The organism is Marisediminicola antarctica (assembly GCF_009930795.1).
In the GTDB taxonomy this organism is placed as follows: Bacteria; Actinomycetota; Actinomycetes; order Actinomycetales; family Microbacteriaceae; genus Marisediminicola; species Marisediminicola antarctica.
Map to the genome: position 1 here is coordinate 2,971,186 of NZ_CP017146.1, position 12,345 is coordinate 2,983,530.

18 protein-coding genes and 2 tRNA genes are annotated in these 12,345 nt (G+C 63.0%); 10 read left to right on the forward strand and 10 right to left on the reverse strand.

Going from position 1 to position 12,345, the window contains the following annotated elements:
• Positions 1-177 precede the first annotated feature (177 nt).
• Positions 178-504, reverse strand: a complete 327-nt coding sequence (locus BHD05_RS13840) for a GYD domain-containing protein (protein WP_161886945.1) — start codon at positions 502-504, stop codon at positions 178-180.
• A gap of 891 nt (positions 505-1,395) precedes the next feature.
• On the opposite strand from BHD05_RS13840, the gene BHD05_RS13845 reads away from it, so the two are divergent.
• From BHD05_RS13845 to BHD05_RS13855, 3 genes are all read left to right on the forward strand, one after another.
• Complete coding sequence (locus BHD05_RS13845; protein WP_161886946.1) at positions 1,396-1,728, forward strand: hypothetical protein; 333 nt, start codon at positions 1,396-1,398, stop codon at positions 1,726-1,728.
• A 709-nt stretch (positions 1,729-2,437) separates the two neighbouring features.
• Complete coding sequence (locus tag BHD05_RS13850) at positions 2,438-2,698, forward strand: type II toxin-antitoxin system Phd/YefM family antitoxin (protein WP_161886947.1); 261 nt, start codon at positions 2,438-2,440, stop codon at positions 2,696-2,698.
• A gap of 80 nt (positions 2,699-2,778) precedes the next feature.
• Positions 2,779-2,949: a type II toxin-antitoxin system RelE family toxin gene (locus BHD05_RS13855; protein ID WP_418763813.1), complete on the forward strand. Its 171-nt coding sequence runs from the start codon at positions 2,779-2,781 to the stop codon at positions 2,947-2,949.
• Between the two features lie 218 nt (positions 2,950-3,167).
• Here the strand turns inward: BHD05_RS13855 and BHD05_RS13860 are convergent, their stop codons facing one another.
• The 3 genes from BHD05_RS13860 to BHD05_RS13870 all read right to left on the reverse strand — a co-directional run bounded on the left by BHD05_RS13860 (position 3,168) and on the right by BHD05_RS13870 (position 5,914).
• Positions 3,168-3,521 carry a SecDF P1 head subdomain-containing protein gene (locus tag BHD05_RS13860; RefSeq protein ID WP_161886949.1) on the reverse strand — a complete coding sequence of 118 codons (354 nt, stop codon included), beginning with the start codon at positions 3,519-3,521 and terminating at the stop codon, positions 3,168-3,170.
• A gap of 563 nt (positions 3,522-4,084) precedes the next feature.
• Positions 4,085-5,080 (reverse strand): Abi family protein, encoded by a 996-nt coding sequence (locus tag BHD05_RS13865; protein WP_236966558.1) that lies wholly within the window; start codon positions 5,078-5,080, stop codon positions 4,085-4,087.
• 252 nt (positions 5,081-5,332) lie between these two features.
• Positions 5,333-5,914 (reverse strand): recombinase family protein, encoded by a 582-nt coding sequence (locus BHD05_RS13870; protein WP_161886950.1) that lies wholly within the window; start codon positions 5,912-5,914, stop codon positions 5,333-5,335.
• Between the two features lie 187 nt (positions 5,915-6,101).
• Between BHD05_RS13870 and BHD05_RS13875 the strand changes: the two genes are divergently transcribed.
• A complete protein-coding gene (locus tag BHD05_RS13875) occupies positions 6,102-6,515 on the forward strand; it encodes a hypothetical protein (protein ID WP_161886951.1) in 414 nt (137 codons plus the stop codon).
• Positions 6,516-6,786: 271 nt separating this feature from the next.
• Here the strand turns inward: BHD05_RS13875 and BHD05_RS13880 are convergent, their stop codons facing one another.
• Positions 6,787-7,212 (reverse strand): GNAT family N-acetyltransferase, encoded by a 426-nt coding sequence (locus BHD05_RS13880; protein ID WP_161886952.1) that lies wholly within the window; start codon positions 7,210-7,212, stop codon positions 6,787-6,789.
• 210 nt (positions 7,213-7,422) lie between these two features.
• On the opposite strand from BHD05_RS13880, the gene BHD05_RS13885 reads away from it, so the two are divergent.
• A complete protein-coding gene (locus BHD05_RS13885; RefSeq protein ID WP_161886953.1) occupies positions 7,423-8,088 on the forward strand; it encodes a hypothetical protein in 666 nt (221 codons plus the stop codon).
• 36 nt (positions 8,089-8,124) lie between these two features.
• Here BHD05_RS13885 and BHD05_RS13890 read toward each other — a convergent pair.
• From BHD05_RS13890 to BHD05_RS13900, 3 genes are all read right to left on the reverse strand, one after another.
• Positions 8,125-8,197, reverse strand: a tRNA-Arg gene (locus BHD05_RS13890).
• 53 nt (positions 8,198-8,250) lie between these two features.
• Entirely contained in the window at positions 8,251-8,529 is a 279-nt protein-coding gene (locus BHD05_RS13895; protein ID WP_161886954.1) for an oligoribonuclease, read from the reverse strand.
• 9 nt (positions 8,530-8,538) lie between these two features.
• Positions 8,539-8,760 (reverse strand): SCO4848 family membrane protein, encoded by a 222-nt coding sequence (locus tag BHD05_RS13900; RefSeq protein WP_161886955.1) that lies wholly within the window; start codon positions 8,758-8,760, stop codon positions 8,539-8,541.
• A 72-nt stretch (positions 8,761-8,832) separates the two neighbouring features.
• Here BHD05_RS13900 and orn point away from each other — a divergent pair, with 72 nt between their 5' ends.
• From orn to BHD05_RS13925, 5 genes are all read left to right on the forward strand, one after another.
• A complete protein-coding gene (orn, locus tag BHD05_RS13905; protein WP_161886956.1) occupies positions 8,833-9,456 on the forward strand; it encodes an oligoribonuclease in 624 nt (207 codons plus the stop codon).
• A 98-nt stretch (positions 9,457-9,554) separates the two neighbouring features.
• Positions 9,555-9,630 (forward strand) — tRNA-His (locus BHD05_RS13910).
• A 55-nt stretch (positions 9,631-9,685) separates the two neighbouring features.
• Entirely contained in the window at positions 9,686-9,970 is a 285-nt protein-coding gene (clpS, locus tag BHD05_RS13915) for an ATP-dependent Clp protease adapter ClpS (protein ID WP_161886957.1), read from the forward strand.
• Positions 9,967-10,464 (forward strand): DUF2017 domain-containing protein, encoded by a 498-nt coding sequence (locus tag BHD05_RS13920; RefSeq protein ID WP_161886958.1) that lies wholly within the window; start codon positions 9,967-9,969, stop codon positions 10,462-10,464. Before clpS ends, BHD05_RS13920 begins: the two co-directional genes overlap by 4 nt.
• Positions 10,465-10,595: 131 nt before the next feature.
• The gene (locus BHD05_RS13925) at positions 10,596-10,877 is read left to right on the forward strand and encodes a metallopeptidase family protein (protein ID WP_236966755.1); all 282 of its coding nucleotides are present in this window, start codon (positions 10,596-10,598) and stop codon (positions 10,875-10,877) included.
• A gap of 22 nt (positions 10,878-10,899) precedes the next feature.
• On the opposite strand, the gene BHD05_RS13930 is transcribed toward BHD05_RS13925, so the two are convergent.
• Complete coding sequence (locus BHD05_RS13930) at positions 10,900-11,769, reverse strand: sulfurtransferase (RefSeq protein ID WP_161886960.1); 870 nt, start codon at positions 11,767-11,769, stop codon at positions 10,900-10,902.
• Positions 11,766-12,341 carry a nucleoside/nucleotide kinase family protein gene (locus BHD05_RS13935; protein WP_161886961.1) on the reverse strand — a complete coding sequence of 192 codons (576 nt, stop codon included), beginning with the start codon at positions 12,339-12,341 and terminating at the stop codon, positions 11,766-11,768. Before BHD05_RS13935 ends, BHD05_RS13930 begins: the two co-directional genes overlap by 4 nt.
• Positions 12,342-12,345: the final 4 nt, after the last annotated feature.

Genomic DNA, 12,345 nt, shown 5'->3' on the forward strand with positions numbered 1-12,345 from the left:
TTTTGGTGCGGCTCAAGAAGATCCGGCCGCAGAGTGCTCATTCCGCACGATCGAGATCGTCACCGACCAGAGCCCGCGCGCAGTGCCTGCCCTCACCGGTGCACGCGGGGGGCGAGCAGCGCGCGGCTATGTGCGGTCGACGCTCAGTTCGGTCCAGCCTGCGGGTCGCCGGAGGTGTTATGTGCCGGGAGGCCGGTACTTGATCTGGGCGGCTGTGCGCATTGCCTCCATCGTTTCGTCGACGGTCAAGAGCACTGTCGTTTCGAACGAGCTCAGTGCGCCACCTCCGCTGATCGCCAGTGCCACCGCGGCCATGGACGCGTTGTCCGGGGCCTCCCACACGCTGTAGCCGTCGTGGGCGCCAAACGCGTACCAGAATCCATGGAGTTTCCCGCCGACCGACTCGATATACGCCTGAGCGGCCTTTCGGCGGTCTTCCGGGTTGCTGATCAGCCTCGCCCAGGTCTCGGGTGTATAGCTGAACTTTGTCAGATAGAGCGACATCGTCTGTTCCTCTCGTCCGCCGTCGGAAGTATGGATTCGCCCAGAATGGCACCCTGCTGCCATAACTTCAACGGATCACATCTCGGTTCAACAGCCGGATAGTGGTCGGGCCGTCGTCGGAATTCGTGGCATCCGCCCCCGTAACGCCCAGCGCACCGGCGACGTCGCCGCCGCAGATCGCCAACGGCGGGTTTGAAGCCGGCCTCAGCTTGCGGGCGGCCAGCTGTGTCGCGGCCTCGGAGCCCCCTACCGTGGCCGACACCGAGCCACACACACTCGCTGCCTTGATTTCACACGCCGTCTGTCAGTGTCAATCTCCGTCGAACCGTGGCTGTCCAGAACGAACGGATTGGGCCCCGCAGGAGTGGTCAGACGGATCCTCGATCTGACCCGCGACCTGTCCGGTCAACCGGACAAGCCTCCCGCGAAGCTCACCGGGTGGGGCGAGGACCTGCCCCGCCTGGTGCCCGACTTCACGGAAGGGACCCAACCCCCACCACCCCAATACCAGGAGAGCTAGTCGAGGCCGCCCACGACTACATCAGGCAGACCCGAACATTCACGCTCGACGAAGCGCTGCAAGCGGTCCGGATTCAGTGGAATCTCTCGGTGGCTGAGCCAATCAAATAAGCCATCCTGTGCATAGCCAGATTTCCTGCAAGCGGGACGATCACCGGATCGTATTTCAGGAGCTCGTGGAAGTGCGATCGCGGCCAGATTTCGACCGGGAGGGGTGCCCGATAGCGAGACCGTCACTGGCACTCATTCCGGTATTCAGCAGAACTTTCGTCCACACATCCCCCTTCAGGTCCCCCGCGAAGGTCTTGCCGAGGAACCACGCGGCTGGCCCGTGAAACGCCACAGGTATAGTCGCGCATACAGCCTGACTGGATGACGCTCGCGGAGGGTGCGATGAGGAATTCGAACTTGCTCGTGAAAAGTGGCCTCCTTGCGGTGGCCTTGAGCGCTGCGTTGACCGGTTGCAGTAGCGCAGGCGACCTCAACTTCAGCAACGAGGGTCCCAACGATGTGACCATCTCAACCGGGAGCGAGAAACTCACGGTCGCGGCCTGGGGTGCGGTCAGTATCCTCGGTTCCGGATGCAGCCAGGGAGACATCATCGTAGAGTTCTCTTCTGGCCAAAAGGTCGTCATCGCCGGGCCGATCTGCCCGAGCGAGCAGGTCGTGATTCATGCCAGCACGATCGATCTGCAACCTTCATAGAGAAAACGCGTGCCCGTCATCGCAACCTGGATCTCGAGGTGTGTCAGTGGGGAACGATTACCGGGACGCCTCACCATTTCGAAAGCGGATCGGTCAGCGCGACGCCTCCACGTTCCGGTAGCGGGATCCCGCCAAGGGCACTTCGAGGGTCCCGCATCCGGTATCGTCACGGCAGGCCCCGACGTCGTGAACTCACTGATGTCGCCGATGGGATGTCAGGGCACTGGGTCCGATATGCCCCCTGGGAACCAGACTGGAAGCTCGGACACGCAGTCCGCCAAGCACAATTGTGTTCGACAGGTGCATTGGGTGTCGAGTTTCTCCATGTCGAGGTTGCGGCTCAAGATGAGTCGCTGGCTGCGTTCCGGTCGGCACTCCGCGCCGATTGACGCCGCCATCTCAATCGCAGGAGCATACCCGAAGAGTGGGTTGTGTCTGCTCGCTTCGAGCTAGAAACCCGCGCCAATCCGGGCAGAACTTCTTCCGTGATTGCCCGCGGACGGATCGCCCTGACTGACGACCGCGGCCACACCTACATGTCCACCCGGAACGTAGTAGTCAGGGAACAGCGGACACTCACGCAACACATCGCTCATTGGTTTCGAACCTGGAGACGGCGATAACGATGGAACCAACTCGAGGCCCGGAAGCGGGACGGCTTACGGTACAAATACCGCGCAGTACGTACGTTCTGCTCTATAGTGTTGGTATGACTGAGATTGCAATCACGGATGCGCGCGGGCGTCTCGCGTCGATCATCGATACAGCACGGCGTGGGCCGGTGTATCTGACTCGCAGAAACCGCCCGGTCGCGGCGATCATCGACGCCGATCAGTTGAGCCAGCTGCTAGAGGATGCCGACGAACTCGCTGACATCCGGGCGGTCGATGCCGCATGGGAAGAAACTGAACGACTTGGGGAGACACCTATTCCGTGGGAGGACGTGAAACGCGACCTTGGGCTGACGTGACGTATGCGGTTCAGATTCTTCCCGTCGCAGCCCGAGCGATCCGCAAGCTTTCTCCGGAAGCGAAGCGTCGCGTGCAAGCCATGATCGAGCTCCTCGAGGATGACCCTCGGCCACCGGCGGCAAAGAAACTCACCGCCCGCCCTGAATGGCGCGTCCGCAGCGGCGACTACCGACTTCTCTACCGGATTGAGGACGCAGTATTGACGGTCACCATCGTCGATGCTGGCCACCGTCGCGAGATCTACCGGTAATTTGAGGAGCTCACAAGAGTAGGACTGTGGCCACGTTTCGGCCTCGAAAGGTGCCTGCACGGGAATGGCCAGCGCGACGGCGTTCTAAACGGAATCGGTCAGAGCGACCTCGAGTCTTCATGACCACCACGATTCCTTCAAGCCATGAGAGGCGAGGCAATCTACGCAGCTTGGCATCCTGGATCCAACAGGGCAACTACCTCGATAACAACCGGAGATCAGTCGTTGTTGATGAGGTCTACGACTGCTTGAGCGCTGTCGTCTGGTGACAGCGCGATGGTCACGGAGTCGCCTATTAGGGATTCCTTCACCGTGACGGCAGCTCGTATCTCGTCCCCGATTTTCATGACAAGGCGTGCATCGTCCCCGGCTTGGGCGGCCTCTTCGGTGAGCGAGTTGAAGACCGCCGCGCCATCGTCGGTGAATTTCACGTCGACTGCATTCTGTCCATCGCTTTCGGCGACTGCGGCATCTTCGACGGTGGCGGACTCGAATGCCGAGGGGCCCACAATGTATTGGCCGTCGACGGAGACGCACTGCGGATCCGAGCCCTGAGAGCACGTCTCCGACACTGCCAACTCGATTGTTCCCCCGGAACTTTCAGAGCTCTGGCCAGACTGGGCCGCTGCGGAACACCCGCTCAGCAGCAACGCGACAAGAGCAATCAACGAGAGATCGCGTTTTCTAGGGTTCATTGCTTCGCTTCCTTGCGGATTCGAGCTGCCTGCTGGCAGGTCACGTAGTCGAGAGGTTAGGGGAATCGATGAGCATTTGCCAGCGTCGGGCATCCGCGCCCAGGCTGAAATCGCCGGTCCTCCGCCACAAACCAGGTCCCGCGCCCCTCACTGACGGTTCGATGCCGACCGGCCTAACGGAGGCACCGATACCGGCTACCGCAGAACCACGATGGTCAACCACAGTGCCATCGAGGTCGAATGCAGCCCCGCTCATCTGCCCCACGCCGCCACCTTAACGGGACGGAGAACGCCGCCCACCTCCGCCCGTAAGCCGGACGGCCAGCGGGCGGTTCGTCAGGTGCCGGCGCACGTGTCCAGCAGGCCCGCCTTCGACCTTGATCAGGCGTCCTCAGAGGAACCCGCAACACGTTCCGCTACCGGGCGGTGCGGAGATCTAGTCAGCTGTGCCTGGTCCAAAGATGTTCCTCGAGCCATCCCGAGGCGACACCAATTGAACCCGCGTCGATGTACTCGGTGGATGGAAAGCTTCGAAGGTGGATCGCTACTCGCGCTGCCCAGTCGCCGTCCTGATGGATGGATTCAATTAGGTAAGCCATGACCGCGAGTGCGTTGTAGACGCCGAACTGTTTGGGCGCGTCTTTCTGGGTCAGGTGCGCGAGCAGCGGCACCACTTCGGGTCCGGGGCGCTTGGGCGCGGTCACCAGTTTCCGGTTGAATAGACGTGCATGATGAGCGGCGATGTTGCGAATATAGTTCACGGTCGCAATCCAGCTCCCCATGAGCCGTTTAGTCGGGACGTCGAAGGAATCGGCGACCTCCGTCGCGATGTCGTTGCGCAAGCCTGCATAGAGGCGGGAAATGTGGCCGAGCTCGAGAATTTCGGTCATTGCCCAGATCGGCATCCGATCCTCATACTTGTTTCGAAAGTGCGAAACGAACGCTTCATCGGAACTGTCCTGCCGCTCCTTCACGCGCACCAGCCACTCATCGTGCCGGCTGGGGAGCGCCTCACCGTTTCCATCTGTGCGCTGTGCGATAAACGCCGGTAGGAACAGGGAGGGATCCTCGTGGGCGAATGCGGAGTATCGTCCCAGCGTGTACCCGAGTCGCATGCAAAATGCGACCTCGATTCGCTCCACTCCCTCGAGCACCAGCAGACGTAGTCGCCGGTCAAAATCGAGCAGGCGTGTTGCGTGCTCAATACGCGTTCCCGAGCGGTACTTGTTGAGCACGCGAACTCGGCCCCTGCCGTCGTCGTCGAGGTAGCTCTCCGATTCGCGGAACGGGTAGAGGTACCCGGTCAGCCGGTAATAGCCGACCTCGTGCAGCACTGCAGCTGCGCGGTCCCTGTCGTCCATCTGGATGCCACGGGCCACGAGCTGGTTGATCTGTTCCTCGATCGATAGCCACGGTTTGGCGTACTCCACCAGCACCCCCCAAAAAGAAAATCGGCCCGAGCCGTGAGGCGAGCGGGCCGATCATGATGAGATCAGCGTAGCAACAATCACAGCTAACAGCGAGATCGGTCGATAGGGGGATCAGCTTCTGAATGATGCAGCGTCGCACTTGTGGTTCTTCCCTTGTGACACGGCTCGACCATCGAAATGACTGCTGCAGGTCTCTGGGTTCGGCTGTCCCGTTGCTGAGTTGTTTGGCTCGGCAACGGGAGCCGGCGGGTGTGTCTTTCAGCGGTCGACCGACTGTCGTTGAACGGTTCGGTACACGGTGGAGCGAGCAACGTTGAACAGCTCGGCAAGCTCGCTCGTGGAATGCGTCCCCGCCCGATGAACTTCCATCAGGTGGCGTTGCTGGGCCGTCGATAACTTCGGTTGCTTGCCGCGCAAATGGCCCTTCGCTTTGGCCACCTGCATCCCTTCGCGTGTTCGGGCGCGGATGAGGTCGGATTCGAACTCTGCCACCATCGCCAGAACGTTGAACAGCAGACGCCCGACCGGATCAGTCGGGTCGTGCACGGATCCGCCGATGCTGAGTTTGACACCCTTGACGGTCAGTTCGTCGATGATGTCTTTCGCATCCCGAAGCGAACGGGCTAGTCGGTCGAGTTTGGCGACCACGAGGGTGTCGCCGTTCCGACAAGCGGCGAGGGCTTCGCGGAGACCCGGGCGTGCCCGGTTGGTGCCGGTGAGTCCATGGTCGGTGTAGATCAGGTTCGATCTAACGCCGAGGGCTTCCAGGGCGTTTCGTTGGGCGGTGAGATCTTGCTCGTTCGTGGATACGCGTGCGTATCCGATCAGGAGTTCATTCATAACTGGAACGCTGCTCGTCGGCTGAGCCAGAGGTCAAGAAAGGTCCCGTAAGCGGCACCCAACCGGGCACCCGTCCGAGGCTGCCAACCCCGACAATGCGCCCCTCAGGAAAAACCCATTTGCCGTCCGGTGAGGGTCCCCCAAACGGGCCGTTGATCGGCCAGAGCGGATGGGGCACCGTTGGGATATGAAGTGGAGGCTGGTTGCATTCGGAGCTGTGGCGGCGTGCTCTCTCGCGGGCTGTTCCGTTTCCGTGCCTACAGGTTCGGTATCGATTGAGATCGGCGCAGACGCGGATGCCCGCCTAGGTACTCAGTTTCCGGTCACCATCACGAGTTCGGATGACCAGGCCGTGGTTGACGAGGTTATGGTCCGCGGTGACTTCCCCACGTTCGAGGACATTCTTCTTGGTGAAGTCACGATAGACATCGGCGGAGCATGCCTTTTCAAAACGGACCTGACGGTGGCGGGCGCCTCGGTGACTGTTCACCAGATGAACTGTTCGCTTTGGATAGCAGCTGATACCCGTAAGACAATCCCGTTTCGGAAACTACTTCTGAAGGCGGGCCGTGCTGCCGGCCCTCAATACGTTGATGCCTGATGCAACTATGGCTGCAATCAGGAATATCTCACCTGCGGCCGCAAGCCATGAGAACCAGGTTTGGCCAATCCCTCGTTCGAGAGTTGCTAAGAGCAAGATTAGGAAAAGTCCGGCGCCTAGGGCATAGACAAACGCCAGCGGCGTGCGAATCCGTGCCAAGATTCTGATCATTTCCTTAACCTGTCGCTTCCAACGGTGCGGTTTTTGAGTACTCCCCAATCTTACAAGCTCACGGCCTTCCGCTTGTGGCACCGTGTTTCGCTATCGAACGTTAGCGAAAAAGCATGAAGGCTCGTATTGGTTTCGGTTTGTTGTCTCCGCCTTTCATGAAGCCGAGCGATTCGTAAAATACTCGTTGAGAGGGCTCGTCATCCGTTATGAGCACCGTCTGACGAACGTGTTGATACTTGGCCTTCACATGCTCGAGTAGTGCGCGGCCAATGCCGGCACGCTGGATGTCCGGACGGACGAGAATATCCTGCAAATAGCAGATAGTTACGTCGTCAGAAATCGCGCGAGCAAGGCCCCAGAGCTCTCGCTCGGGACCACGAGCGGTCACCAAGAACGAGGATCCGCGGATCGCGCGCATCAGCACGTCCGGATCACGCGTGTACGTAGTCCCACCCACTGATTCGTAAAGGGACAGCGCCTCTTCAGCAGTGACGGAGTCACTGCTGGAGATCGAGAACTCACTCATCCTGACACCCTCCCATATCAGCGAGAATTGCCCGCTGATCGTCCCACTTGCGGGCACCGTAACCAAATTCCTTTGGAGCGCATGAGGGTCGGATCGTGGCGCGATGCAGGGTCAAGACGATCTCGGGATGATGTCTGGATCGATGCAACGTTTGAGCCATTGTCGGCCACGTACTAGATGAATGCCTACTTGACTACGGAGGATGATCTTATGACCAAGCCGACAATTGACGATCTGCTTGCACGCAGTGCCCCGCCAACCGGGGTGGGGGTGTCGAGGGTTCAGAGCATGCTTCGGGCGCTCGCAGAAGAGTCACGCGTCACCGCCAAGTCTGCTGTTCGTCATCCGCGGCGTCGATTGTGGTGGCTAGCTGCGCCGCTCATCGCTGTTCCGGCCATCGCGTTGGCGACGACCGGAGGAACCGAGCCTCGCATGGTTCCCGATTTCACCATTCCGATCAGTTTTACGACCGATACGGGCAATGCCGTGACGTGTTCGATCGACCTGTTCAATGGTGAAACGAATTACGCGGAGACCGGCACCGCCGCTGTTGACTACCTCCGAGCCCAGGGCTGGACAGGAGTCGGGCAAAGTATCTACAGCGCGGCCATTAATTACGAGAATGACCCGGCGTGGGTGGCGTCATACAAGGAAGGTTGGGCACCAGTTTCGTCTGCAGAAATCCAGCGGGGTGCGTGGTTGCGCGCAACGGATGCTCTGACCCACGACCAGTCCGGTCAACCGGACAAGCCCCCCGCGAAGTTGCCCGCGTGGGCCGAGGACCTGCCCGGCCTGGTGCCCGACGTCACGGAAGGGACCCCGTGCTCGGAAATCACCGGCGAACCCGGATCAAAACCGCGCAATTTTCCGAACTAGATGTCAATTTTCCGAACTAGCGTGACAAGTCACACGTGCCCCCGGCAGGATTCGAACCTGCGACCAAGAGATTAGAAGGCTCCTGCTCTATCCCCTGAGCTACGGAGGCGTGAAGGGCAGTTCAACGATACCGCAAGGGCCCTTTCGGGCCCTCGCCGGTGGCTACTGGCGACCGCCGCGGTCCTCGGGGTCGGCGGAGGGCTCGCTCTCGGCCTTGTCCCAGACGTAGGTGACGTGCACGGTGCCGCCAATCTCTTTCCAGGACACGACGTCGTAGTTCTCGAGCGTCTCCTTGCCGTCGACGGCGGCGAGAACGGTGACTTCCTTGTCCCAGGATCCGTCTGTGCTGATTCGACGGTCGGTCTGGCCATCGTTCGGTCCGCCGGTGTAAATCACGACGTACTCGTCGCCGTGCGCGAGCGTGGGAATGTTCTCAGTCATGCTGCATTACTACCACGCGCCGACGAGAGAAGCGATTGCAGCCACGGTCGACACGGCGGCAATGACGAGCGCCAGTCCGATCAGCACTGCGTGCACTTTGAGGAAGCGGGTCGCCCGCCCCGCGGCATCCCGCGCCCGCGAGTCGCGCGCGACGCGACGGTAGAACGTGGGCCACACGAGCGCGTTGAATGCCGCATTGATGAGCAGGAGAACCGCGAGGGTGGTCGTCATGGCACCAGCCTAGGCAGCAGCAGGGGTGCCATGCCCGCCTCGGATGCCGGTGGTCGCCGGTAGACTCGGTCTATGGCTTCTGTTACCGATCGTCTCGTCTGGATCGACTGCGAAATGACCGGGCTCGACCTCGCCATTGACGAACTCGTGGAGGTCGCGGTGGTCATCACCGATTTCGATCTCACCCCCATCGCCCCCGGGCTCGCCGTCGTGATCAAGCCCGACCGCTCCGCCTGGGAGAACATGGGCGACTTCGTGCGCGAGATGCACACCTCATCCGGGCTCATCGACGAGGTGCCGAACGGGGTCAGCCTCGCCGACGCCGAGTTCGCGATCCTTGAGCACATCCTCAAGTACGTGCCGACCGCGCAACAGGCTCCCATCGCCGGCAACTCGATCGGTACCGACCGCGCGTTCCTCGCGAAGTTCATGCCGCGTGTCGATGCCCACCTCCACTACCGCAGCATCGACGTCTCGTCGATCAAGGAGCTGGCCCGCCGCTGGTTCCCGCGCGTCTACTTCAACGCGCCGGCCAAGAATGGCGGGCATCGCGCGCTCGCCGACATCCTCGAGTCGATCCGCGAACTCCAGTACTACCGCCTCGCAGTCTTCGTGCCGGAGCCCGGCCCGACGACCGAGCAGGTGCAGCTGATCTCCTCGACCGTCACCGACGGCTTTGCGACGCAACTCGACTGACCTCTAGTCGCACAATTCGCGAGACGCGTGCACACCGGCGCCTCGCGTGTAATACGATGGTCAAGTTGTCACGAACGCGAAAGCGATCACGACGCATGGTGGGCGTAGCTCAGTTGGTAGAGCGCTGGCTTGTGGAGCCGGAAGTCGCGGGTTCGAGCCCCGTCGTTCACCCCAATCGAAATGGCCCCGCTTCGGTGGGGCCATTTCGCTGTTCTGAAAGGGTTCGAGCATGACCCTCACCGCCGAGTCCGTCGACACGAACGTGACGACCGCGCTCGACTCCCCGTGGGTCACGATCGTCTGGAACGACCCGGTGAACCTCATGTCGTACGTCGCGTGGGTCTTCCGCAGCTATTTCGGGTTCAGCCGTGACGAAGCCGAGATCCGGATGCTGCGCGTGCACAACGACGGCCGCGCGGTTGTCGCGACGGGCAGCCGCGAGGAGATGGAACGGCACGTCGAGGCCATGCACGACTTCGGGCTGTGGGCGACCCTGACGAAGGCCGACGCGTGAGGGCGTTCGAGCCGGACGGCGACGGCAGCGTGCACGCCGTCCTCGAACCGGTCGAGGCAGCGCTGCTTGCCCAACTCGCCGGTCAGGTCGCGGGGCTCCTCGCCGAGCAGCGCGGCGGCGCAGCTGCCGACCTCGCGATCCTGCGCCTGCTGCCGGACGCCTACCCCGACGATTCGGAGGCCTCGGCAGAGTTCCGCCGGTTCACCGCCGACGAGCTCACCGAGAAGAAGCTGCGCAACGCCCGCATCCTGATCTCCGACTGCGCCGGAGCGGCGGATGCCGACGGACCGTCCACGGTCCACCTCGACACGGCCTCGATCGGCGCTTGGCTGCGGTCGCTCACCGACGTGAGGCTGGTGCTCGCAACCCGGCTGGGTATCACCGAAGACGGCGACCTCGGGCCGGACGACGACGAGGAGGCCCTGATGCTCTCAGATGTGTACGACTGGCTCGGTTTCGTGCAGGACTCACTCGTGAACGCGCTGGAGGACTGATGGCCGACGAGACCGAGCACGGGCACGACGAGTTCGACGAGCGGGAGCACGGCTCGATCGACCCGGCGACGATCGATGCGGCAGCATTCGAAGTGCTCGTCATCGCCGAGCTCGACGAGCTTCCCGACGACATGGTCGACGGGCTTGAGAACGTCATCTTCGTCACCGACGACCGGCCAGAGGACGGCTCCCTCGACATCCTCGGACTCTATGACGGCGTCGCCCTCACCGAGCGCGACCGCTACGGCTTCGGCGAGCTGCCCGACCGGATCATCCTCTACCGCGAGCCCCTGCTCGCGGCCTGCGCCGATCTCGACGAGCTGAAGGACCAGATCCACGTGACGCTGGTGCACGAGATCGCACACTTTTACGGGATCGACGACGACCAGCTGCACGAGCTCGGCTGGGCCTGAGCCTCCCCGGGCTGACCGCGGGTCAGCCGAGGTCGAGCGGCAGGGCCGGGTCGGCCGACCACTCCTCGAGTGATCCGTCGTAGACGCGAACGGCGGTGACACCGAGCTCGGCGAGGGTCAGCGCATTCGCGGTCGCGGAGATGCCTCCGCCGCAATACAGCAGCACCTCGCCCTCCCCCGTGACACCCTCGGCGATGTACGCCTCACGCAGCTCCTTCTCGCCTCGCACGGTGCCGTCGGCGGCGAACAGGTCGCGGGACGACACGTTGATGCTCCCCGGGATGCGCCCCCGGCGGGCGTACCGCGAGGTGTCGGCACCCGTGAAGCTCGCCGACGGCAGCCCGCAGACGAGCGGGCGGGAGTCGGTCTCGCTGCGCTCCGCCAGCTCCTTCTTGGTGACCCAGGCGGCCCCCTCCCCGCTGACCAGCCAGCGCTCGACAGGCTCGGCAGCCGCCCCGGGTCCGGATTGCACGGGAAGGTCCGCCGCCCGCCACGCGTCGAGGCCGCCGTCGAGAACCCGGGCATCCACCCCGATCCAGCGGAGCAGGTACCACAGGCGCGCGGCGAACATCGTCTGGGTCTGGTCGTAGACGACCACAGGGGTATGCCGTGCGACGCCGAGGCGGGCGAGCTCGTCGGCGATCGCCTGGGGCTCAGGATGCGTGAAGTGAGTTGCGCCTCGAGGGTCGGAGAACTGCCGTGCGATGTCGACGTAGGTCGACCCGGGTATGTGGGCCTCGAGCCAGTCCGACTCGGCGGGTCCGGAGCTGTAATCGCCGTCGAACGCGGGCTTCGCGAGCAGGTAGCTCGCGTCGAAGACCGCCGGTCGGGTGTCGGGTGCCTGGAGCGCGAGGGCGAGCTGGCCGGTGGTGATGAACGGTGAAGGGGTCACTGGGTAATGCTACGACCGTCGATCACGACGTCGGCCAGACGGTCGGGGTGCTCCCGCGCGGCGAACCGCGCCTCCTGCTCGGCCCAGCGATCCCAATTCGACTCGTACAGCTCGCCGTCCCTCGCTATCGCCCGCCGGCGGCGTTCGGTGGCATCCAGCTCGACCCAGACGCCGAGGGTGGCGAGCGCGCGGCTCGTGCGGCCGAGGGCGCCGGAGCCCTCCACCACGAGAGCCGTCGCCGGATCGACTTCGTGCCACTCGGCGGGCGCCCCGGTCGTCCAGTCCCAGCGGCGCCAGCGGCCAGGCTGGCCGGCTGCCAACGGCACCAGAAGGTCGTCGCTGAGCTGCAGGGCTGCGACCTCGAGGCCGTCCCAGCCGGGGTAGATGTCGTCGAGCCGCACGAGGGAGACCTCCTCCCCCGGTCGATTCGCGGCCCACTGCGCGACGATTGACCGCGCAAACGTGCTCTTGCCGGAGCCGGAGCCGCCGTCGACCAGCACGACGGGCAGCCGGGCCGGCGTCGCGGCGGCCGCGAGAGCGGAGAAGACGGCCGCGGTCGGCTCGGCCCTCAAGGGC